20 protein-coding genes are annotated in these 22,361 nt (G+C 58.9%); 10 read left to right on the top strand and 10 right to left on the bottom strand.

Going from position 1 to position 22,361, the window contains the following annotated elements; translation table 11 throughout:
* Positions 1-22 precede the first annotated feature (22 nt).
* The 3 genes from E5Q11_RS14615 to E5Q11_RS14605 all read right to left on the bottom strand — a co-directional run bounded on the left by E5Q11_RS14615 (position 23) and on the right by E5Q11_RS14605 (position 4,993).
* Complete coding sequence (locus tag E5Q11_RS14615; protein ID WP_135804183.1) at positions 23-1,210, bottom strand: acyl-CoA dehydrogenase family protein; 1,188 nt, start codon at positions 1,208-1,210, stop codon at positions 23-25.
* Between the two features lie 441 nt (positions 1,211-1,651).
* Positions 1,652-2,833 (bottom strand): acetyl-CoA C-acyltransferase, encoded by a 1,182-nt coding sequence (locus E5Q11_RS14610; RefSeq protein WP_135804182.1) that lies wholly within the window; start codon positions 2,831-2,833, stop codon positions 1,652-1,654.
* 63 nt (positions 2,834-2,896) lie between these two features.
* Positions 2,897-4,993, bottom strand: a complete 2,097-nt coding sequence (locus E5Q11_RS14605; RefSeq protein WP_135804181.1) for a 3-hydroxyacyl-CoA dehydrogenase NAD-binding domain-containing protein — start codon at positions 4,991-4,993, stop codon at positions 2,897-2,899.
* Positions 4,994-5,212: 219 nt separating this feature from the next.
* On the opposite strand from E5Q11_RS14605, the gene E5Q11_RS14600 reads away from it, so the two are divergent.
* From E5Q11_RS14600 to E5Q11_RS14575, 6 genes are all read left to right on the top strand, one after another.
* Entirely contained in the window at positions 5,213-5,815 is a 603-nt protein-coding gene (locus E5Q11_RS14600) for a TetR/AcrR family transcriptional regulator (RefSeq protein ID WP_135804180.1), read from the top strand.
* A gap of 76 nt (positions 5,816-5,891) precedes the next feature.
* Positions 5,892-6,647, top strand: a complete 756-nt coding sequence (locus E5Q11_RS14595; RefSeq protein ID WP_135804179.1) for a hypothetical protein — start codon at positions 5,892-5,894, stop codon at positions 6,645-6,647.
* A 34-nt stretch (positions 6,648-6,681) separates the two neighbouring features.
* Positions 6,682-7,569, top strand: a complete 888-nt coding sequence (gene rluF / locus E5Q11_RS14590) for a 23S rRNA pseudouridine(2604) synthase RluF (RefSeq protein ID WP_135804178.1) — start codon at positions 6,682-6,684, stop codon at positions 7,567-7,569.
* 17 nt (positions 7,570-7,586) lie between these two features.
* Positions 7,587-8,219, top strand: coding sequence for a MarC family protein (locus E5Q11_RS14585; RefSeq protein WP_135804177.1), 633 nt, complete (start codon positions 7,587-7,589; stop codon positions 8,217-8,219).
* A 55-nt stretch (positions 8,220-8,274) separates the two neighbouring features.
* On the top strand, positions 8,275-8,829 hold the full coding sequence (locus E5Q11_RS14580; RefSeq protein WP_135804176.1) for a gamma-glutamylcyclotransferase: 555 nt from the start codon (positions 8,275-8,277) through the stop codon (positions 8,827-8,829).
* 196 nt (positions 8,830-9,025) lie between these two features.
* Entirely contained in the window at positions 9,026-9,487 is a 462-nt protein-coding gene (locus E5Q11_RS14575) for a hypothetical protein (RefSeq protein WP_135804175.1), read from the top strand.
* Here E5Q11_RS14575 and E5Q11_RS14570 read toward each other — a convergent pair.
* The gene (locus tag E5Q11_RS14570) at positions 9,460-10,365 is read right to left on the bottom strand and encodes a DMT family transporter (protein WP_135804174.1); all 906 of its coding nucleotides are present in this window, start codon (positions 10,363-10,365) and stop codon (positions 9,460-9,462) included. The two genes, E5Q11_RS14575 and E5Q11_RS14570, sit on opposite strands and share 28 nt — an antisense overlap.
* 255 nt (positions 10,366-10,620) lie before the next feature.
* Here E5Q11_RS14570 and E5Q11_RS14565 point away from each other — a divergent pair, with 255 nt between their 5' ends.
* Positions 10,621-11,568 (top strand): LysR family transcriptional regulator, encoded by a 948-nt coding sequence (locus E5Q11_RS14565; RefSeq protein ID WP_135804173.1) that lies wholly within the window; start codon positions 10,621-10,623, stop codon positions 11,566-11,568.
* A 58-nt stretch (positions 11,569-11,626) separates the two neighbouring features.
* Positions 11,627-11,929: a hypothetical protein gene (locus tag E5Q11_RS14560; protein WP_135804172.1), complete on the top strand. Its 303-nt coding sequence runs from the start codon at positions 11,627-11,629 to the stop codon at positions 11,927-11,929.
* Between the two features lie 59 nt (positions 11,930-11,988).
* Here the strand turns inward: E5Q11_RS14560 and E5Q11_RS14555 are convergent, their stop codons facing one another.
* The 4 genes from E5Q11_RS14555 to E5Q11_RS14540 all read right to left on the bottom strand — a co-directional run bounded on the left by E5Q11_RS14555 (position 11,989) and on the right by E5Q11_RS14540 (position 17,269).
* Positions 11,989-12,759 carry an ABC transporter permease gene (locus E5Q11_RS14555; protein WP_135804171.1) on the bottom strand — a complete coding sequence of 257 codons (771 nt, stop codon included), beginning with the start codon at positions 12,757-12,759 and terminating at the stop codon, positions 11,989-11,991.
* 2 nt (positions 12,760-12,761) lie between these two features.
* Entirely contained in the window at positions 12,762-13,757 is a 996-nt protein-coding gene (locus E5Q11_RS14550; protein ID WP_135804170.1) for an ABC transporter substrate-binding protein, read from the bottom strand.
* Positions 13,754-14,524 carry an ABC transporter ATP-binding protein gene (locus E5Q11_RS14545; protein WP_135804169.1) on the bottom strand — a complete coding sequence of 257 codons (771 nt, stop codon included), beginning with the start codon at positions 14,522-14,524 and terminating at the stop codon, positions 13,754-13,756. The genes E5Q11_RS14550 and E5Q11_RS14545 overlap by 4 nt, the downstream gene beginning before the upstream one ends.
* 237 nt (positions 14,525-14,761) lie before the next feature.
* Positions 14,762-17,269 (bottom strand): acyl-CoA dehydrogenase, encoded by a 2,508-nt coding sequence (locus E5Q11_RS14540; RefSeq protein ID WP_135804168.1) that lies wholly within the window; start codon positions 17,267-17,269, stop codon positions 14,762-14,764.
* A 218-nt stretch (positions 17,270-17,487) separates the two neighbouring features.
* On the opposite strand from E5Q11_RS14540, the gene E5Q11_RS14535 reads away from it, so the two are divergent.
* Positions 17,488-19,131, top strand: coding sequence for a methyl-accepting chemotaxis protein (locus E5Q11_RS14535; RefSeq protein ID WP_135804167.1), 1,644 nt, complete (start codon positions 17,488-17,490; stop codon positions 19,129-19,131).
* Positions 19,132-19,144: 13 nt separating this feature from the next.
* Here E5Q11_RS14535 and E5Q11_RS14530 read toward each other — a convergent pair whose 3' ends face one another.
* Positions 19,145-20,032: an AEC family transporter gene (locus E5Q11_RS14530; protein ID WP_135804166.1), complete on the bottom strand. Its 888-nt coding sequence runs from the start codon at positions 20,030-20,032 to the stop codon at positions 19,145-19,147.
* Between the two features lie 196 nt (positions 20,033-20,228).
* On the opposite strand from E5Q11_RS14530, the gene E5Q11_RS14525 reads away from it, so the two are divergent.
* Positions 20,229-21,404, top strand: coding sequence for a MalY/PatB family protein (locus E5Q11_RS14525; protein WP_135804165.1), 1,176 nt, complete (start codon positions 20,229-20,231; stop codon positions 21,402-21,404).
* Here E5Q11_RS14525 and E5Q11_RS14520 read toward each other — a convergent pair.
* Entirely contained in the window at positions 21,401-22,312 is a 912-nt protein-coding gene (locus E5Q11_RS14520) for a DMT family transporter (protein WP_135804164.1), read from the bottom strand. The two genes, E5Q11_RS14525 and E5Q11_RS14520, sit on opposite strands and share 4 nt — an antisense overlap.
* Positions 22,313-22,361: the final 49 nt, after the last annotated feature.

Raw genomic sequence — 22,361 nt, 5'->3', positions numbered from 1 at the left:
AATTCTGTCAGCTGATGGCTCTTTAAAGACCAAGCACGAGTTGGGCGATGATATTGCGCTGGATCTCGTTGGATCCGCCAAAGATCGACAGCTTGCGCATGTTGAAGTAATCGCCCGCCGCCGGGGTGGCTTCCATCGATCCGGCCCGCGGGCCTTTGTAGTCCAGCTCCAGGGCCTCTGGTATGTGGGCAATGGCATCCTGGCCGCCGGCTTCCATCAGCATTTCAAACAACTGCTGGCCGATTTCGGTGCCACGGATTTTCAGGATCGACGCCTGCGGCCCGGGGCCGCGCTTGTCGGTCAGCACACGAAGAACGGTCAACTCCAGGGCGCGAAGTTCTGCGTCCAGCTGTGCCAGGCGATCGCGGAAGCGGGTGTTCTCGATCAACGGCCGCTGGCCATCCTGTTCCTGTCGCGCCACTTCCTTTAGCCGCTTCATGGTGGCTTTCCACTGGCCGACGTTGGCCAGACCGGTGCGCTCATGGCCCAGCAGAAACTTGGCGTAGGTCCAGCCCTGGTTCTCTTCGCCGATCAGGTTTTCGGCGGGGACCTTGACGTTGTCAAAGTAGACTTCGTTAATCTCGTGTTCACCATCCAGCATGATGATGGGCTTCACATCAATGCCCGGGGTGTTCATGTCGATCAGCAGGAAGGAGATGCCCTGCTGCGGCTTGCCTTCGTTGCTGGTGCGCACGAGGCAGAAGATCCAGTCGGCGTGCTGGCCCAGGGTGGTCCAGGTTTTCTGGCCGTTGACGATGTAGTGGTCGCCTTCGAGTTTGGCGCTGGTGCGCAATGAAGCTAGATCGGAACCGGCGCCGGGTTCTGAGTAACCCTGGCACCACCAGTCTTCACCGCTGAGAATGCCCGGCAGGAAGCGCTGCTTCTGCTCGTCGTTGCCAAACGTCATGATCACGGGCGCAACCATGCGCAGCCCGAAGTCCAACTGGCGGGGTGCACCGGCGAGGGCGCATTCTTCCTCGAAGATGATCTGCTGAATCGGGTCCCAGCCAGTGCCACCGAATTCTTCCGGCCAGGTGGAAGCGCCCCAGCCCTTATCAAACAGAATTTTCTGCCAGCGCTCGGTCATGGCTTTGTCGGGGCGCAGGCGTTTCTGTACCCGTTCGCGGATGTCGTCTGGCAGGTTTTCATCAAGAAACTGTTGAACTTCGGCGCGGAAGGCCTCTTGTTCTGGTGTGTAATTCAGATCCATGGAGCACCTCTTCTGTTGGCTGAGGTTTTTGGCTCCTTGTTTCGGAGCCGCCTATGAGTTTGGGATAGCGCGTCTTCAAGTTTGAGAGCGGCGCCGGCCAGATATCACCGTTCAAAACACGCTCCTTCGGCACGTCCATGTGACGCTTGGGCTCCGCCATCCCTGGCTCCGCACAGTTTTGAACGGTGATATCTGGCTGGCGCTTCGAGTCTTTTCGTGCCTGCTTGAATAAATTCAGTTTCTCGGTTTTGGCACAGCGTTCTAACGCTGCACCTGTCGGCCATTGCACTAAGCTATGGGCGGCTGTTGGGTAGGGGGCTCCAAAACCGTGCGGAGCCATGGATGGCGGAGCTCGAGCGTCACATGGACGTGCCGAAGGAGCGCGTTTTGGAGCCCCCTACCCAACAGGTGCCTCCACCCAAGCAGTAGGCAAACAGAGCTTTAGGCCACCTCAAACAACCCGGCAGCCCCCATACCGGTACCGACGCACATAGTAACGACGACGTATTTAACACCGCGGCGTTTGCCTTCGATCAGGGCGTGGCCGACCAGGCGCGAGCCGGTGGTGCCGTATGGGTGGCCGACTGCGATGGCGCCGCCGTTGACGTTCAGGCGGTCCATCGGGATGCCCAGTTTGCGCTGGCAGTAGAGGACCTGGACGGCGAAAGCTTCGTTGAGTTCCCACAGGCCGATGTCGTCGACGGTCAGGCCGGCACGCTTCAACAGCTTGGGTACCGCGAAGACCGGGCCGATGCCCATTTCGTCGGGCTCACAACCGGCAACGGCAAAGCCACGGAAGATGCCGAGTGGAGTGGCGTTGCGCTGTTCAGCGATTTTGCTGTCCATCAGAACGCAGGCAGAAGCGCCGTCAGAGAACTGACTGGCGTTGCCGGCGGTAACCACACCGCCTTCTTTGGCAGAGCGGATCTTGCTGACGCCCTCCAGGTTGGTGTCCGGGCGGATGCCTTCGTCCTGGCTGACGGTGATTTCCTGGCTGGACAGCTGGCCGGTGGCCTTGTCAGCCACGCCCATGGTGGTGGTGATGGGTACGATTTCGTCGTCGAATTTGCCGTCCTGACGCGCCTGATCCGCCAGGTTCTGGCTGCGTACGCCGTATTCGTCCATGTCTTCTTTCTTGATGCCGTAGCGCTTGGCGACGGTTTCAGCGGTGTCCAGCATGGACCAGTAGAGCTCCGGCTTGTTCTTCGCCAGCCAGGGTTCCATGAAGTAGTTCTGGTTCACGTTGGCCTGGACGGTGGAGATGGATTCAACACCACCAGCGACCATCACCGGTACCCGGTCAACGGCAATGTGCTGCGCCGCCATGGCGATGGCCTGCAGTCCGGACGAGCAGAAGCGGTTGATGGTAGCGCCTGCTACGGATACCGGCAGGCCCGCGCGAATCGCACCCATACGGGCGACGTCGTTACCGGTGGAACCTTCCGGCAGGGCGCAGCCCATCAGTACGTCTTCGATTTCGTTGGGGTCGACTTTGGAACGCTCTACCGCGTGCTGGATGGCGTGACCAGCCAGGGTAGCGCCGTGGGTCATGTTCAGGCCGCCGCGCCAGGATTTGGCCAGGGGCGTGCGGGCAGTGGATACGATGACGACATCATTGGACATAATTCATTCTCCTGAGCTCGGAGCGCCTTCTATCAGGGCGCCCCGATTTAATTGGTTTACCCGTTATTTGCTATCGAAACCCTTGCCTTCCTCAGCGCGCTTGGCCAGCAGCGCTGCGGGCTCCCAGAAACCTGGCTGGGTGTGGCGATCTTCGGTAAAGGCCTGCATGGCGCGAACCACGTTGGGCAGCCCGACTTCTTCGGCGTAATGCATGGGGCCGCCGCGGAACACGGGGAAGCCGTAACCGGTCAGGTACACCATGTCGATGTCGGACGCGCGCTGGGCGATGCCTTCGTCCAGAATCTGCGCGCCTTCGTTGACCAGCGCATACACACAGCGCTCAAGGATTTCCTGGTTGCTGATCTTGCGCGGGGTAATGCCCAGCTCGGCGCGGACTTCGTCCACCACCTTGTCCACTTCCGGGTCGTGCAGGGCGTTGCGGTTACCCGGCTCGTAACGGTAGAAACCGGCGCCGGTTTTCTGGCCGTAGCGGCCCATTTCACAGATGCGGTCGGCGAGCACCATCTTCACCATGTTCGGGTTTTCTTCATACTGGCGTTTGCGGATGGCCCAGCCGATGTCGCCGCCGGCCAGGTCGGCCATGCGCAGCGGGCCCATGGCAAAGCCGAACTTCTCAATGGCCTTGTCGATCTGCTGCACGCTGGCGCCTTCTTCCAGCATCAGCAGGGCTTCTCGCTGGTACTGGTTGATCATGCGGTTGCCGATGAAGCCGTCACAGACGCCGGAGACCACAGCGGTCTTCTTGATCGCCTTGGCCAGTTTCATGGCGGTTGCCAGTACGTCCTTGGCGGTCTTGTCACCGCGAACGACTTCCAGCAGCTTCATGATGTTGGCGGGGCTGAAGAAGTGCAGGCCGATCACGTCTTCCGGGCGCTTGGTGAAGCTGGCGATCTTGTTCAGGTCCAGAGTGGAGGTGTTGGAAGCCAGGATGGCGCCGGGCTTGCACACCTCGTCCAGCTTCTCGAATACGGACTGTTTGACGCCCATTTCCTCGAACACGGCCTCGATCACCAGGTCCACGTTGCTCAGGTCGTCATAGCTCAGAGAAGGAGTGAGCAGTGCCATTTTGGCCTTGGCGTCGTCCTCGCTCATGCGGCCTTTCTTCACCCGGCCTTCGTAGACTTTGCGAATGGCTTCAACACCCCGGTCCAGGCCTTCCTGCTTCATCTCGACAATCGTCACCGGGATACCGGCGTTGAGGAAGTTGATACTGATGCCGGTACCCATGGTGCCGCCGCCAATCACGCCGACGGTCTTGATGTCGCGAACCGGCGTATCGGAGGGCACGTCAGCAATCTTGCTGGTCAGGCGCTCGGAGAAAAACGCGTGGCGCAGGGCTCGGGATTCCGGGGTCTGCATCAGATTAACAAACGCTTCGCGCTCCACTTCCATGCCTTTGTCAAACGGCATGGTTACCGCTGCCTTCACGGCTTCAACACACTTCAGCGGGGCCGGGTAGTTCTTGGCCATGGCGCCGACGGTGTTCTGGGTGAACATGAAGAAGCCTTCCGGATTCGGGTGCTTGGCTTTCAGGTCACGCACTTTTTTCAGCGGCAGGTTTTCGCTGACAACCTTGGTGGCGTAGGCGATGGCGGCGTCCAACAGTTCGCCGTCGACGATCTCGTCAAACAGCGCGCTGCCCTTGAACTGCTTGGCGGGCACAACGCTGCCGGAGACGATCATGTTGACCGCGTGCTCGGCACCGATCACGCGCGGTAGGCGCTGGGTACCACCGGCACCGGGTAGCAAGCCCAGTTTCACTTCCGGCAGGGCGATCTGCGCGTCCGGCTTGGCAATGCGGTAGTGGCAGCCAAGGGCCAGTTCCAGACCGCCGCCCATGCAGGCACCGCTTATAGCCGCGATCACCGGCTTGCGGCTGCTTTCCACATAGTTGATCACGGTGGTCAGGATCGGCTCGGCCATGGCCTTGTCGGTGCCGAATTCGCTGATGTCGGCTCCGCCGGAGAAGGCACGGTCGGAACCGATCAGTACAACGGCTTTGACGGCGTCATCGGCTTCGGCTTTCTGGATGCCGTTAACAATGCCCCGGCGCAGTTCCAGGCCAAGGCCGTTGACCGGCGGGTTGTCGAGTCGGATAACGGCGATGTTGCCGTTGACGTCGTAGTGGGCGGTACTCATTGGGCAGCTCCCTGATCTGGAATCGGGTTGATCGGTGGTATGGAGACCTGTGTTGAAATCTCCATACACTGGTGTATTGTTGGTCCATACACTAATGTATGTTCTGTGCACCGTCAACGGTTTTGAAAGGCGGTCGTCTGGTAAGATGGCGCTTCTTTCAGACCCGGAACAGCCACGGAAAAAGGCACCAACCCGACCGCTTCAGGAAGTACGTGATTCATGACAAACACCAAGCAGCCAGCGAGAGACAAAAGCCAGCTCACACGTGATGACTGGCTGGACGCCGCTGCTGGTGAAGTGGCCGCCGGCGGTTTTGGCAATCTGCGGGTGCTGACCCTGTCGAAAAAGCTGGGGGTGACCCGCGGCAGTTTCTACTGGCATTTCAAGGACCATGAGGACCTGGTAGTCAGCTTCCTGAACCGCTGGCGGGATCGCCGCCTTCATGAACTGCAGTACTGGAAGCCCAGGGGCGGTGACGTAGAAACCGAGCTGCGGCAGATTCTGGAATTGCTGTTGACGGATGCGTCCCGCAACATTCGTCGGCTGCAGGTGGAACTGGCAGTACGGGATTTCGCCCGCCGCAATGACTATGCAGCTGATCTGGTCAACCAGGTCGACGAAGCGCGGATTGATCAGAACTGCGAGCTTTACCAGCGCTTGAGCCAGGACCCACAGCGAATTCGCGACCTGTCCCTGCTGATGTATGTAGCCACCATTGGTTCCCAGGTGGTTCTAACGGGCAAGAAGGGCGATGCCGAAACCATTCGCCGGGTGGAAGATCTGATGGCACGGGTGGCGCTTGGGCAGCGGGATGATGACTAGACGCGCGCCTTTTCTATTGCTGTGCGCATTAACCGCTGGCGCTGCTCACCCTGCACTCGCGGCGGATGATGCCTGCATGCAAGCTGCAGGATCCGATCTGGAGAGGCTTTACTGCCAGGTAATTGAAGAGGGCGGCGGTGCTGGGCTTCCGTCGCCCACGGATTTCAGGCGTAACGACCCCAGCGTTCAGGCGCTGCTGCTTCGCCGCCCCGCGCAGCGCTTGGGGCTTGAGGTGCCGGAAGTCAGCGGCACGTCTACACAGCCTCAACAGCAACAGGCAGCGCCAGAACCGGCATCTTCTGAACGTAACGATCCTGACCGTGATTCTCAACCCGAGCCTCAGCCCAGGGGGCGCCTGGCCGATTGTCGCCTTGAGAACCAGCGAATCACCTGCCCACATGGCCGATTTGACCTGGCGGCAAACCTGCCCAACAGTCAGCTGAAAGAGGGGGTTCTGGCACCGGAGAACCGTCTGGGGCTGAGCTCTTTCCAGGGCAATCGCAACAATGAAGAAACCGTCCGGCAATATCTGTCTGATGCCTATGACCAGTACATCCCCAAGATGGTAGATCTCGGCCTGGGTGCCAACACCATGAGCTTCACCGCCTTCCACAACGCCTTTCATACCCTGGAAGACGCCGGTGTGGATTTTGCCCGGCGCATGGAGCAGACCTTCACCCTGCTGAAGCAGGACAAGAAAACCCTCGGCGTGAAGGCTCGTTACCACGACGAACTGCCCCGGGACCTGTCCCTGTGCACGGTCATCAATGCCGACATCATTGTTTGTGATAACGTAGGCACCAACTGGGTGTTCGTCAGCGCTATCCGCTAAACCCGCCAAGCCTTTTCCGATTCGCAGGGAATCCATGTCCGACAGAGCCTCCACCCGCCTTAACAAATACATCAGCGAGAGCGGTATCTGTTCACGGCGCGAGGCGGATCGTTTCATCGAGAACGGGCAGGTGACCATCAACGGAAAAAATGCCCAGGTGGGTGATCAGGTCTTTGACGGCGACAAGGTCACGGTCGGCGGACGCAAGGTGCAGCCTCGTGACAAGCGCGACCTGGTATTTATCGCCCTCAACAAGCCGGTGGGTGTGGTCAGCACCACTGATCCCGCCGAGCGCCGCAATATCCAGGATTTCGTGGGGCACAGCGAGCGGATTTTTCCCATTGGCCGGCTGGACAAGGACTCCCAGGGCCTGATTTTCATGACCAGCGACGGCGATCTGGTCAACAAGATCCTGCGGGCGGGGAATAATCACGAGAAAGAATACCTGGTGACCGTCGACCGCCCGGTGACCGCCGAATTCGTCAAAGGCATGGGTTCTGGCGTGCCGATTCTGGGTACGGTGACCAAACCCTGCCAGGTCGAAAAAGTCTCCAAATTCGTGTTCCGCATCATCCTGGTCCAGGGCCTGAACCGCCAGATTCGCCGCATGTGCGAATTTTTCGGCTTTGAAGTGAAGAAGCTGGAGCGGGTGCGAATCATGAACGTGAGTCTGAAAGGGCTGCCGGTCGGACAATGGCGGGATCTGGGTAAGGCGGAGCTGAAAACCCTGTTTGATAGGATCAAGGACTCGTCATCGGAGGTTAGCCCGGATATCCGCAGCGAAACGAAAAAGCCTGCGGGGAAAAAACCGGCTCGAAAATCGGGTAAACCGCCGGGCAAACCGCCCCGATCGGGAAAGCCTGCCCGGCCTGTTGGGGCTCGCAAAACCCGAAAGCCCCGTAAGCCCAGCGTAAAACGCTAGCAGAGGTTTATTTCCGTATGTTTGAAGTGTTTTTCAGTACGTTTGTCAGCAGTTCCATACGTTTCGTGTTCCTGCTGGCCCCGTTCTTTGTGGTGACCATGTTTCTGGCGCTGACCCGCGGGCTGCCGGTCGCTGAAAAACGTTCGATCATCCGGCGCTCCTCCGTATCGGCGCTGATTCTGGGGCTGGTTCTGTTTTTCGTCGGCCCGCTATTGTTCAGCGCTATCGGTATCACCCTGAATTCGTTCCGGATTGGCGCCGGCAGCCTTCTGTTCCTGACCGCCATCAGCCTGGTCACTAACGGAACCCGCAGCCACGCCACCGGGCTGCCGGATGAGGACCGTGACGACATTGCCGTGGTGCCCCTGGCCATACCGGTGATGATCGGCCCGGCGACCATCGGCGCTATACTGGTCTACGGTGCTGAATTGAACAGTGTGCCTGAAGTCGCCGGAGGTCTACTGGGGCTGGTTTCGGCGCTGTTTATCATGGCGATGCTGCTTCACCTGTCCGGTTACCTGGAAACGGCCCTGGGTAATACCGGGCTGAACATTCTGTCGAAAGTCAGCGGGCTTATACTCTCTGCCATGGCCGCGGAAATGGTGCTGACGGGGATTGCCGGATTTATCGCTTCCACGTCTGCTGCCTGATGATTCCAGCCAGCCTCGATAAGGCCAGCTTTAGTGACAAAGGAACCCTGCACAAATGTCATTTGATACCGTGGAACAGAACCGCAGTCGCCAGCAATTCGATGGCATCTCCTCCGTCTGGTTGTTCGGCTATGGCTCCCTGATCTACAAAGTGGATTTCCCCTTCCTCGAAAAGCGCCCGGCGACCATCGAAGGGTGGGCGAGACGTTTCTGGCAGGGCTCCCACGATCATCGTGGTACCCCGGAAGCGCCCGGCCGGGTGGTGACGCTGATTCAGCAACCGGGAGTGCGTTGCAAGGGAATGGCGTATCGTGTGTCCCCGGACGTTTTTGAACACCTGGATGTCAGAGAGAAAAATGGCTATCTGCGCTTCACCACGCCAATGACGTTCGACGACGGCAGTGTTGAAGACGGATTGGTCTACATCGCCACTGAAGACAATGCGGCCTTCCTGGGGCCGGCACCGGCGGCCGATATCGCGCAGCAGATTGCCCGGTCATCCGGCCCCAGTGGCCCTAACCGGGATTACCTTCTGAATCTCGCGGAAGCCCTGCGCAGCCTGGGCGATGAGGATTCCCATGTCCTCGAAATAGAATCTCACCTGCGATAAGGCGCCTTTTCAACGTCCTGTCAGCACGGTTTCTGTCAAGCCTTACCCTTGATGTGTAAAGGAACTGCAAAGCTGGCCTGCCAGCGCTGACATCCCGCTGTGATTCCGTATTCTGAAATCAAGGCACACAGGTGAACCACCTGCCAGTGTGATTTCAGCGGGTTTGACAGAACCCGTAAAGATCGGGAGCAAAATCATGAAACAGTTTCTGATAGGCAGTTTTATACTGGCGTTCCTGTTGGGCGCGACACCGGCAATCGCCGAATCCGACTATCGTCAGGGCACTTTCACCAAGGTTGGTGGCGCGGACCGGGACGGCCCCCATCATAAAAAGTTCCTGACATCGCGGTACCATGATGACCATTACCGTGGCGGCTATAAAAACCGCGGGCATGATCGCAAAGGCCACGGCTGGCGGGACCACCATGGTGGTGACAAGCACTGGAAGCGCAGCTGGAAAAAGGACAAATGGCACCATCGAAAGCATCGCTATCATGGCCACAAGCGCCAATGGGACAAACACCATTGGTACAAGCACCGTCACTACCGTGATCATGATGACGGCTACCGTTACCGCTTTCGCTACAACGGCGTGCTGGGTTCAGACGGTGGCCCTTCCATCAGCAGCGGTCAGATCATGATTGACCTGTCCCGCTGATCCGACCCGTTAAAGCCCCTGGCCGGCGCCTGCAAGCGGCGCCGGTGACTGAGGCCGATAAGTATCAAAGGCACCACGATCATGGTACTGCCAGCCAGGAACCACAGGTCCGGCACTTCCGCAAACCAGATCCAGCCAATAGCAACCGCCCAGATCAGGCCGGTGTATTCAGCGCTGGTGACCTGGTTGGCATCCACCTGTTTGTAGGCCAATAGCACGGTGATGTTATACCCCAGGATAAACAGAGCCGAGCCGCCGGCACTGATCAGGATGCCGCTGTCCCACTCGGCGCCTTCCCAGATGGCCAGCGCACCGGCGGCGGGGATGATCAGTAGGTAGTTCAGCAACAGTTTGTGCACGGTGGTCTGTTCTTTTGGCAGCTTGCGCACCATGACTGCGTTGATGGCCAGGGTCAGGGCGGCTGCCAGTGCTGCGATGGCCGCCCAGTTGAATTCCACCGGGCGGAGGATCACAACAATGCCGGCGAAGCCGCTGAATACCGCAAACACGCTCAGGAGCGTGAGTTTTTCCCGGAATACAATGGTAGACAGCACCATGACCAGGATAGGTGCGGCGTAGAACACAGCATTGGCGGTAGCCAATGGCAAGTTGCCCAGCGCTACGACCATGCAAAGCAAACCAGCCAGATGAACGTGTGAACGCACGGCGTGGATCTTGAAGCCGGTAAAAAGGTGTTTACGGTTGAGCTGGCCTGCCAGGGGCAGCAGTAGCAACAGGGTGATGACGCAGCGAACAAAAGCAAACTGGAATATCGGCGCGCCTGGCTCCATCAGCTTGATAAACACATCAGAAATAATGGCCATCGCATTACCAATGACCAGTAGCAGAATTGCACTGTTGACGGTTCTTCCTGACATGTTTTACCTCCTAATATCCTGTCTTATTCGATCGCCATCACCCGAAGATTGCAGAGCCCTGGGTATTGCCTCTTTCAAAACTGTGCGGAGCCATGGATGGCGGAGCCCGAGCGCCCCAGGGATGGGCCGTAAGGAGCGTGTTTTGAAAGAGGCAATACCCAGGGCGACCACACCCGGGCTTGAAGCAGGCATTCTATGCGCGTGCTAATATCCGATAAAATGATCTTTAATCACTAGGTAGTAGAAAAATAGATAATGAGGCTCCCACCCCTGAAAGCGCTCCCCGTATTCGAAGCCGTTGCCCGATTGAACAGCTTTTCGCTGGCTGCCGAGGAACTGGCGGTGAGCCAGAGTGCGATCAGTCATCAGATCAAGCAGCTGGAAACCTATCTGGGGGAGAAGCTGTTCTGGCGTAGTGGTCGCACACTGACGTTGACCGATGAGGGGCGGCAGTATCTGGATGGTATTGGCACGGCGCTGCTGCAGATCGAGCGGGTCAGTGAGCAGTTACTGGGCCACGAGGGAGCGCGCCTGCGGCTGTCGGTGTTCAGCTCCTTTGCGGTGCGCTGGTTGGTGCCGCGGCTGCCGGATCTACAGCGGCAGTATCCGCAGTTGGAACTGGCGCTGGAGATGAGCAGCGAGAGCCCGGTGCTGTCGGACCGGGTGGCGGACTGTTTCATCACCATCAAGCCGGCGTCGGCGGCCTTCAGCTATGAGCTGCTTTACACCGAGCGCCTGTTTCCGGTGTGCAGCCAGGATTACTGGCAGCGGATGCGGCGGGAGCTGGGATGGGACGCTCAGGCTCCCGGGGCGGATACGCCGGCGTTGACGCCGGAACATGTGTCCGGGTTCCCGCTGCTGTCCACCCATAGCATTTTTGACAAGGCCGCGGGCGACTGGGAGGCTTGGTATGGCACGGTGAACCAGACGATTCCTGCTGACGCCCGGCTGCAGCATTTCAGCCATATGCTGCTGGCTCTGGAGGCGGCCCGATTTCATCAGGGCATCGCCCTGACCAACGATTACATGCTCAGCACGCGCAAGGATTCGGGGGACTTTGTGCGTCTGCCGGGTCATGCGGTGATGACCGGGGACACCTTCTATTTTGCCTGGAAAACCAGTCGCCGCCACGAGCGTGGGATTCAGATGCTGCGTCGCTGGCTGGTGGACGAGGCCATCCTCGGTGGCCTGCGCAATGAATGAAGATAAACAACCGGGTCCGAGCCGGGATCCATCGACGGATAATCAGGAGAAGTAACCGATGAAAACCATTTTGATCACCACTTTGCTTGCCGCTGCCCTTGTGGCGACGACACCGGTCATGGCCAAGCAGGGTGACCAGCTGCCGCCGGGACTGCAGAAGAAGATTGAACGGGGGGAGCCGCTGCCTCCAGGCTGGCAGAAAAAGCTGAATTATCGAACTGGCGACCGCTTTGATCCGGCGCTGCTGCCCTATGGGGAGGTTCGCGATTTGGGGGATAACCGTCAGGAGATAGAGGTGGAGGATCAGGTCTACACCATCATTAAGGACACCCGCGAGATCATCGACATTCTGGGTCAGTAGCCGTGGGCGCCTGCGGGCGCCCTGGCGTTGGTTTCAGAGGTATGGTTCAGATGCAGTGCTTAGAGGTACTGGTAGCGCAGCAGGCGATGCTTGATGCGTTCCAGGATCACCTGGTCGATTACCGCGGCCAGCACTGCAATCACCAGTATGTTGGTCATCACACCGGTCATGTCGGCAATCTCGCCGGAATAGGCCAGGGATTTGCCCAGGCCAGCGCTGAAGCCGACGATCATCTCGGCGGAGATCAGCGCTCGCCAGGCGTTGCCGAAGGCAAGCTGGGCGCCGGTAATCAACTCGGGAGTTACCGCGGGAAAGTAGACCCGCTTGAGCATCTGCAGCTTGGACGCACCCATCACCCGGGCCGCCGAAATGTGGACCTTTTCCACGCTTTCAGTGGCGTTCATCACGCTGAGGGCGGTTGGGAAGAAGGCGCCAATGGCCACCACCACGATAATCGGCAGGTTGCCGAAACCCATCAGGATCAGGAACAGCGGCACCCAGGCAATGGATGGGATCGACTGTAGAATGATGATGGCGGCCTTGAGGGTGCTGCGCACCGCGTTCAGGGTGCCGCCCACCAGTCCCAGAATGATGCCGAAGAAGAGCGCGGAACCGTAGCCGGCGCCCAGCCGGGTCATGCTGTTGCCGAGACCCTCGTAGAACTCGCTGCTGTTCAGCTCTTCCCACAGCCTTATCAGTGCCGTGGGCACGTCGGGCATCAGGAAGTCCGGCAGGAACCAGGCGGCCACCTGCCAGAACAACATGATGATCAGAATCGCCGCGACGTAGGCCCGTTTACTGGCTACGCCGGAGGAAGAGCGGTCAGCCATGATTAGAGTCCACGTGCCTCTTGCCAGGCCAGGTCGAGCAGGCCGTCAACGTCAAAGTCTTTGTCCGCCGGCAGTATGCCCTGCTGTTGCATGATCGCCGCCAGCTCCCGCATACGGCTGATGTCGCCGTCGGTCAGCTTGGCGCTGAAGTCGTTGGTCTGAATCGCCGTTGAAATCACCTGCTGTGCCGGAACTTCGCCCTGATTCAGGGACTTCACGCTGGCTTCCTTGATGAAGTAGTCGGTGATGTAGGGTGCGGCTTTCTCAGGCTCGTTTTCCAGCATGTCGATGGCGTCACGCTGGGCATCCATGGCGGCCCAGACCAGCTCTTTGCGGTTCTTCAGGGTGTCTCCGGAGGTGATCACCACCATGCAGGGGAAGGGCCATACTGAGCCCACTTCGTAGATTTCTTTCACCGGCGCCACCAGCTGGGCGATGCTGGCATAGGGCTCGAACAAGAAGGCGGCATTGACCCGGCCGCCCACCAGTGACTGCACCGCCACTGCGGGGGCTACCCCGAGGATGTTCAGGTCGGCGGGTGCCAGCCCGGCGTCTGCCAGAGTCACGCCCTTGAGGACGATATCGGCGGTACTGCCCTGCTTCTGGGAGGCGAGGCTTTTACCCCGCAGATCCGACACCTGATCGATGTTGGCGTCTTCGCGCACAAGAATGGAGTGGTAGCCACGCTGAGCGCCGCCCACGATCTTCAGGTCTGCGCCGCGAGAGGCCCAGGTGAAGGCGTTAGAGAAGCCCAGCACGCCAATATCCAGCTGGCCCCCGACAATGCCCTTGATCAGGTCGGTGCCGGAGGTGAACTCAATCAGCTGGGCGTCCAGGCCATATTTTTCATAGAGACCCGCCTCATAAGCCAGCATGGCCTGGGCATCGTCCATAACCCGGACGTAGCCAACGCGGAATTCTTCTGCTGCGGTGGCCGGGCTGATTACAGCCAGGCCCAGCACGAAGGCAAACAGGGCAGCCAGTAAAGAACGGTTCATGCCATTTCTCCTTGGTAATCTTTGGGTTCGTGTTGTTCGGTGTCTATGCCCAGCAGGTTCAGAACTTCCCGGCGGACATCGGCAAATGCAGACAGGTCGTGGGTCTTGGGAATGTGGCCCAGCTCGACTTCCTTGAGGACGGTCGCCGGGCGCTGGCTGAAGACCATCACCCGGTCCGCCAGGTAAAGTGCTTCGTCCACATCGTGGGTGACCAGAACCACGGTGGGCCGTTCTTCTTCAATGAGGTCTTTCAGTACGCTTTGCAGGGTCATCCGGGTCAGCGCGTCCAGCGCCCCGAAAGGTTCATCCAGCAGCAGGACTTTGGGGCGGGCAATAAAAGCCCGGGCCAGGGCGCAGCGCTGGCGCATACCGCCAGACACCTGGTGAGGGTAGTAATCTTCAAAACCTGACAGCTGCACCCGGGCCAGCCACTTTTCGGCTTCCACCAGGGATTCCTTGCGGGGCTGGTCCTGAAATTCCAGCGCCAGTGACACGTTGTCGCGCAGGGTCATCCAGGGATAGAGCGCGTGTTCCTGGAAGACCAGCGTGCGCTCCGGGGATGGTTCGGCAACAGAGTCGCCATCTGCCGTAAGGCTACCGGATGAAGGTTGCTGCAGACCGGCAAGCATGTGCAACAGCGTTGATTTGCCGCAACCAGAGGGACCCACCAACGCTACGATCTCGCCGTCCGCGATGCTGGTGTCAAACTGTTTGATCACGTTCAGATCGCCGAAGGATTTGGTGACCTGACTGAAGTTCAGTTTCATATAGCCTGCCGGAATATCTTTATATTCTAAAATGAAATATTGATCTTTTATTTTATAACTTAAAGTTTTCGAAAAAAAGGATTTCCCATGCCTTGAACCATTGAATGTGCCAATCACACTTAAAGGCGCAGACAATGGTGGCTTGTCAGTCGGGCAGGAAGGTAGCAAAGAAGTGGGGCGTATCAGAATAATCTGGGATTCCAGCCGCATCCTGTCATCGGATGCGGCTGGCTGGAATTATTCCTCTTCTCTTGGCGGGCGTTCGACGACTTTACGCTTGCCCTTGGCGCAGCGGGACAGCGACTTCAGTCCGTCGGCATCAAAGGCATCCACGCGAATGACGTCATAAAGCGCTTCGAGTGCTTCCAGTAGTTTTGCGCGCTCCTCCTTTTTCACCACGCCCTGCTCACAGGCCCAGTCCACAAGCTCCTTGCGCTGGTGGCCCATCAACAGGTCAATGCCGCCAAGCTCGTCTTCGTCGCGGTTGCGCATGGCGTCATGGAGGCGATCGCGCATATCCTTGGTCTCATTGGCCAGCCGGTAGGCGTTCAGCACCCGGCCCAGGGAATCTTCCGGATCGGTGTTTACATAGGCTCCCCGGCTGATGCGCTGGCGCAGTGGCGTGTCTTTGACAATGCTGTTGGCCACCGTGGTACCCAGGATGTCGTCCGGGCCGTTAAGGCCGGTCGCGCCCAGCGGGAATACCAGAAGCCGCAGCGGCCAGCGCAGCAGCGGCACCGGGAAGTTGATGACCAGTTCACGCATCGAGACTTTGAGATCTCGCAGGCAGGTCTGCAGGCACCAGTCCACCAGCGGGCGCTGGTCGTCCGGGTAGCCTTCCTCGTGCCACTGCTTGATCACCGCCGTGGCGTAGTAAAGATGCACCAGGCAATCCGCCATTCGCCCGGACAGCCTCTGGCGGGCCTTCAGACCGCCCCCGACGGAAAGCAGGGTGACATCGGTCATCAGTGCGAAGGCGGCGGAGAAGCGGGCCAGCTGGCGGTACGAAGACTGGATGTTGCCCTGGCGTGGGACCGGTTCCAGAAAACCACCGGTCAGCGCTAGCACGAAGGACCGCAGGGCGTTCCGCGTGGTGTGAGCAATATGGCGATAGAAGATACCGTCGAACTTCTCAACGGCCGCTTTTTTGTCTTCCATCCCCGCCGCTGCGATTTCTTCCACAATGAACGGGTGACAGCGAATGGCGCCCTGGCCGAACACCATCAGGCTTCGGGTCAGAATGTTGGCGCCTTCCACCGTAATACCAATGGGCACCGCCTGATAGGCCCGGGCCAGGAAGTTGCGGGGGCCGGTGATGACACCACGGCCTGCGACCACATCCATGGAATGGTTGATGACTTTGCGCATCAGGTCCGTATTGCGGTATTTCAGCAGCGCAGAGGGCACGGAGGGCCGAACGCCCCGGTCTAGCATGCCGGCGGTCAGCAGGCGGGCAGCGTCCATCATGTAGGTGTAGCCGGCAATGGGTTCCAGGGCTTCCTGTACGCCTTCGAACTGGCTAATAGAACGGCCGAACTGCTCACGGGTCAGGGCATAGGAACCGGTTGCCAGGCTGGCAACCTTGCCAGCGCCGGTACCGAGAGCGGGCAGCGAGATCGAGCGGCCTATAGACAGGCACTCCAGCAGCATTTTCCAGCCCTTGCCCAGCTTGTCCTGGCCACCGATGACCTGGTCCATGGGGATGAACACATCGTTGCCCCAGGTAGGCCCGTTCATGAATACGGTATTCATCGGCAAATGGCGGGCGCCGGAGTTTACCCCTTCCAGATCCTTTGGGACCATGACGCAGGTCACGCCTATGTCGTCGTTGTCGCCTAGCAGTTTGTCCGGGTCATACACCTTGATGGCGAGGCCGATCAGGGTGGCCACTGGTGCCAGGGTAATATAGCGCTTGTTCCAGGTGACTTTCAGACCCAGTACTTCTTCGCCGTTCCACTGACCCTTGCAGACAATGCCCTTGTCTGGAATGGCGCCGGCGTCAGATCCGGCGACCGGAGAGGTCAGGGCAAAACAGGGGATTTCTTCGCCGCCGGCCAGTCTGGGTAGATAAAATGCCTTCTGGGCGTCGGTACCGTACTCCATAAGCAGTTCGCCGGGGCCCAGGGAGTTGGGTACCATCACGGTGACCGCGGTGGATACGCTGCGGGTGGAAATTTTCATGACGATTTCAGAGTGGGCGGTGTGGGAAAAGCCCTTGCCGCCCTGTTCCTCCGGGATCATCAGCCCGAAAAAACCGTTTTCGCGGATGAATTTCCAGACCTTCGGTGGCAGGTCGTACTCTTCATGGGTGATCTTCCAGTCATCCAGCATGCCGCAAAGCGTTTCCACCGGGCCATCCAGAAACGCCTGTTCCTCGCTGCTCAGGTGCGCCGGCTTGGCGTCAAGCAGCTTCGACCATTCCGGTTGACCTGAAAACAGCTCGCCGTCCCAGTCCACGGTGCCCGAGCGCAGGGCTTCTTCTTCTGTGGAAGACAGTTGGGGCAGGCGCCCCCGAACCCAGCCTAGCAATGGCGCACTCAGCTTGTTGCGGCGGAATTCGCCCGGCATCAGCAAAACCAGGCTCAGCGCCAGCAGGCCGCCACCAAACAGGAGACTGACAAGGTGCCAGCCGTCCTGAAACAGCCCGATTAGGGTGGCGATAACAAGCACGCCGGCAGCGGTGGTACCGCCAATGCCCAGGTAGATCAGCACCAGGGCACTGAGAAGCAGCAGAAGAACACTCATGGGTAGACCTCCCTATCAGAATTGCATGTGAGTCAGTTCAGTCTTTAACCATCGGCCAAAGTCACGGTAGTTGCAAGGGGAACCGGGTAGCGATGTAACTGTTCGTTACTCCAATGAAAATTGTTGTCAACAAAGGGATGTTTCTGGAGTGCTGGCTGATCTGAATTGCGGAATTCAGTGAATACCCTGCCCAGTGAATCAATTTCTGGAGTCTGTGTATGCTGGGTCATCTTACTGTGGCGAAACGCCTCACCCTGGGTTTTGGCCTGATTCTGTCGCTGATGATAGTGGTCAGCCTGATAGGCAACAACCGGGTAGGTTTCATTGACCGGACCCTGACGGAAGTGGGGGATGGCGCCTCAGTGAAGCAAAGGTATGCCATCAATTTCCGGGGTAGTGTTCATGACAGAGCCATCGCCATTCGTGATGCAGTGCTGGTGGAAAACGACCGGGAGTTGCAGAAACACCTGAATGACATCGAGGAATTGAAAAGCTTTTATCAGCAATCTGCAGGGCCGATGGATGCCATGTTCCGGGATCAGGGCGCCACTGCCCAGGAAAAACAGCTGCTGGCAGCGATAAAAGAAATACAGCGCCGGGCGCTAGGATTAACCGACGAGTTGTTGGAACGTCGCCTGGCTGGCGACATTCAGGGCTCCAGGAATTTTTTGCTGGAAGATGTATCCGGGGCTTACAGCGAGTGGCTTGATCGGATTAACGCGTTCATCAACCACCAGGAAGATCTGATTGCCGGTGACGTGACGGCGGTAAGAGACACCGCCAGTAATTTCAACACGCTTATTCTGACCATTACCGGCATTGCCGTGCTGCTGAGTGCCCTGGTGGCATGGACCATCATTCGCAGGCTCAAGCGGGTGCTTGGCGGTGAGCCGGAAGAGGTTGCTGGCGCCATACGGCGGCTGGCCGATGGTGACCTGAACCAGGATATTCGTACCGACTACCCGAACAGTGTGATGGGCGCTCTGCAGGGCACCATTGAGCGGCTCGCTAACATCATCTGGGAAGTTCGCGTCGCCGCCGAGGAAATGACCAATTCGTCCGCTGAGCTGGAAAGCACGTCCGACAACAACAGCCAGCAGATTCGCATACAGGCCAGTGAGGCCGAGCAGATGGCTACAGCGGTCAATCAGATGGCAGCGACAGTGAATGAAGTCGCCGGATTTGCGGCCAACGCCGCAACGGCCACGCAAAAGGCCGATGCCGAGGTAGAAAGCGGCAATCGCGTCGTCAAGGAAACCACCACGTCCATCGCCCAGCTGGCGGACACTCTGGAAAAAGCCGCACGGACTGTTGAACGGGTCTCCAACGACAGTGCCAACATTGAAAAAATCGTGGTTGTGATCAATGCCATCGCTGAGCAGACCAACCTGCTGGCGCTGAATGCGGCCATTGAGGCGGCCCGTGCTGGAACCCATGGCCGCGGTTTTGCGGTGGTTGCGGATGAAGTTCGGTCACTGGCCTCACGGACCCAGGATTCAACCCGTGAAATTCAGGAAATGATTGGTAACCTTCAGGCCGGTGCCAGCGAGGCCGCATCGGTGATGGAAAGCAGCCGCGAGCTTGCCCGTACCACGGTGGACAAGACCAGCGAGGCGGAAACGGCGCTGGACCGCATTCGCGAAGAAGTGGGGGCGATTAACGATATGAACGCGCAGATCGCCAGTGCATCTGAAGAGCAAAGCTCTGTTGCCGAAGAAGTGAACCGGAACATCAGCCGCATTCACGATGCCACCGTGGAAACCTCGGCTGGCTCAGAGCAGGTCGCTGGCGCCAGCCGCGATCTGGCCGTTCTGGCCGGTCAGCTGCGCTCGCGGGTGAGTGTGTTCCGGCTCAAAGGCTGATCGGCCAGGGCCGTTAAACGTAGCCCGCCGCAAACACCAGTCCCAGCACAATGGGCATCACCACCAGGCTGCCCAGATTACTGATCAGGACCAGTGACGCCACCTTGTGGGGTTCCTGCTGGTACTGCTCAGCCACCATATAATTGAGAACCGCAGACGGCAGGGCCGCGAACACCCAGAGGGACGCGACCTGAAGTCCGGGCAGGTCCAGCACGATAATCATCGGCCAGGCCAGAATCAGGCCACTGGCGGGGCAGGCAATGGCGCCCAGAAGTCCCAGTTTCCAGTCGCTGAAATCCACTTCCAGCATTCTTACCCCCAGCGCAAACAGCATCAGCGGAATGCACACCCCGCCCAGCATATTCAGGGTTTCCAGCAGCCAGCCCGGCAGGGCAACGCCGCTGAAGTTCACGGCCAGGCCGGCAATGCTTGCAAACACAATCGGCAGCCGCAGGCGCTTCAGAATCGAGGTGTTGGGGTCGAGCATGTGCAGCCCGAAGGAAAAGTGCAGCAGCATTTCGACGATAAACAACACGATCGCGGCGGGCAATGCCTGCTCGCCAAAGGCCAGTACCAACAATGGAATGCCCATATTGCCGCTGTTGTTGAACATCATCGGCGGCAGGAAGGTTTTAAGGTTCAGTTTCAGAACCCGGGCCAGTGGATACAGAATAATGCCTGACCCCAGAACCACCACCGTTGCACCCAACGCCAGGCCCGCGTAATCCTGTAACGGCGCCTGCTTGTCGGCCAGCACCGCGAACACCAGCATGGGCACGAACAGTTCCATGTTCAGCACGTTCAGGCCCTGAATATCGGGTGTGCGATACCGGCCATAGAGTGCGCCACAGCCGGCGATCAGGAAAACCGGCAGCATTGTGGAAAGAATCTGGGCAATCATTGAGGGCTCCCGTGTAGCCACTTTAAAGCGCCGGGACGGCACGAGGGCGCTGATTGTGTAATCAGCGCAACCAAACCGTTAGGTTCGCAAGTAATGGCCCGGCCGGGCAAGTAAAACCGCTAATACTTGCGACCAATAGCGAATGCACCACAGAATAGCCGCCAATAAAACAAGACCAGTCTCGCGGAGGTAATCTGTGTCCAGCAAATTCGACCAACCGATCTCGCGCGAAAACACCGGCGCCGTGAAATACGATGCGCGACAGGCGGTGTTTGGCCGTCATGATGTGATTCCGCTATGGGTTGCAGATATGGATTTTGCGGCGCCGGATGCCGTGGTGGAAGCGCTAGAACAGAGGGCCCGGCACCCTGCCTACGGCTACACCCTGTATCCGGACAGCGTTTACGAGGCCATGATCCGCTGGTACGAAGCTCGCCACCAGTGGCGGATTGATCGGGACTGGATATTGCTGGTGCCCGGGGTTGTGCCCTCGCTGCATGCCGCAGCCATGGCGTTTTCGTCCCCGGGTGATGGCATCATCATTCAGCCGCCGGTGTATCCGCCGTTTTTCGACGCGATCCGGAAAACCGGTCGCCAGGTCATTGAAAATCCACTGGTGGAAGACGATGGTACCTACCGGATGGACCTGGGCCATCTGGACGCCTGCGCTGCCCGCGAGGACGCAAAGATTCTGTTGCTGTGTTCGCCCCACAACCCGGTTGGCCGGGTCTGGAGCCGTGATGAACTGAGCGCCGTACTGGATATTGCCCAGCGTCATTCGCTGATGGTGGTGTCGGACGAAATCCATTGTGACCTGGTGTTCCCGGACAAAACGCCGCACCAGATGCTGGGCCGTCTGATCAACGAGGGTGATTCGCTGATAACGACGCTTGCACCCAGCAAAACCTTTAATCTTCCGGGGCTTGGTCTGTCAGCGCTGGTGGTACCCAACCCGGAACACCGGGCGGCGCTGAAAACTGTCTTCGATTCCATGCACATGCTGCAATGCAACCCGTTCAGCATGACCGGCTTTGAGGCCGGCTACCGCCACGGCAGCCTCTGGCTGGACGAGCTTCTGGCCTACCTTCAGCAGAACCGCGATTTTGTCGTTCGAACCGTAAACGCCGATCTGCCCGGAATCACCGCGATCGAGCCAGAAGGTTGTTATCTGGTCTGGCTGGACTGTCGTGAACTGGGCATGAGTGATTCGCAGCTCAAGGCGTTTTTCGTTGAAGACGCCGGGGTGGGCCTGAACCCCGGGATTACTTTCGGCCAGCAGGGCAGTGGCTTTATGCGCCTCAACCTTGCCTGCCCCAAGGGTACCCTTGAAACCGCCCTGGACAAGATCCGGGTGGCGCTTGAGAATCGCTAGTTCACTTTCCGCGAGCGGGTCGCCAGCACCAGCCCAACCAGAATCAGCGCGCCGCCAACCAGATGGGACGGGCCCAGGCGCTCGCCCAGGAAGATTCCCGCCAGCAAGGACGCGAAGACCGGTGTCAGATACATGAAAATGGCGGCCTTTGACGGGCCTATTCTGTGTACCCCGTGGTTCCAGAAGGCGTAGGCCAGAATGCCGGGGAAGATCGCAAAATACATCATCGGTATGGCCGTCGTGCGGGTCAGCTCGAACCCGCCGGAAATGAACATCACATCCACCAGGTAGAACGGCAGAATCACCAGCGCGCCAGTGGCAATCTGCACCGTCAGAAAGGTCAGGGGCGGTAACGGCACAGCCTGTCGCCGAAGCAGTACCGAGAACAGGCCCCAGCTGGATACCGCCAGCACCATGATCAGGTCGCCGGGCTGCGCCTGCAGGCCAGTCAGAACCGATAGATCGCCCCTAGCCACCACGGTGGCAATCCCCACAATCGCCAGCCCTATGCCCAGCGCCTGCAGCGGACGGGTGCGATCACCTAACAATAGCCAGGCCAACAGGGCCACCATGATTGGAATGGTGGCATTGATCAGGGCGATATTGATGGCGGAGGTGGTCACGGCCGCCAGGTACAACAGGGAGTTGAAGGCGCCTACGCTGAACGTGGCCAGTGCCAGGATTGACAGCCAGTGCTGGCGGATGACCGCCTTCTGGCGAAGAACCCCCGGTAACCCGAAGGGCAGTAGAATGGCCAGGGCAATAATCCAGCGCCAGAAAGACATGGACATGGGTGGAATCTGGTCCACCACACCCTTGGCGAGCACAGCGTTGCCAGCCCAGAACAGCGGGGTCAGAACCAGCCCGGCGTAAGCCAGCCATAAGGATTTTGGGGTTGCTGAAGGCACTCAGACTCCTGTTGTCCGGCCCTGAGGAATTTCAGGAGCGGGACAGGAT

The sequence above is a fragment of the Marinobacter confluentis genome, from assembly GCF_004785685.1.
In the GTDB taxonomy this organism is placed as follows: Bacteria; Pseudomonadota; Gammaproteobacteria; order Pseudomonadales; family Oleiphilaceae; genus Marinobacter; species Marinobacter confluentis.
The sequence above is the reverse complement of the archived record's forward strand: the minus strand, read 5'-3'. Positions and strand labels throughout refer to the sequence as shown.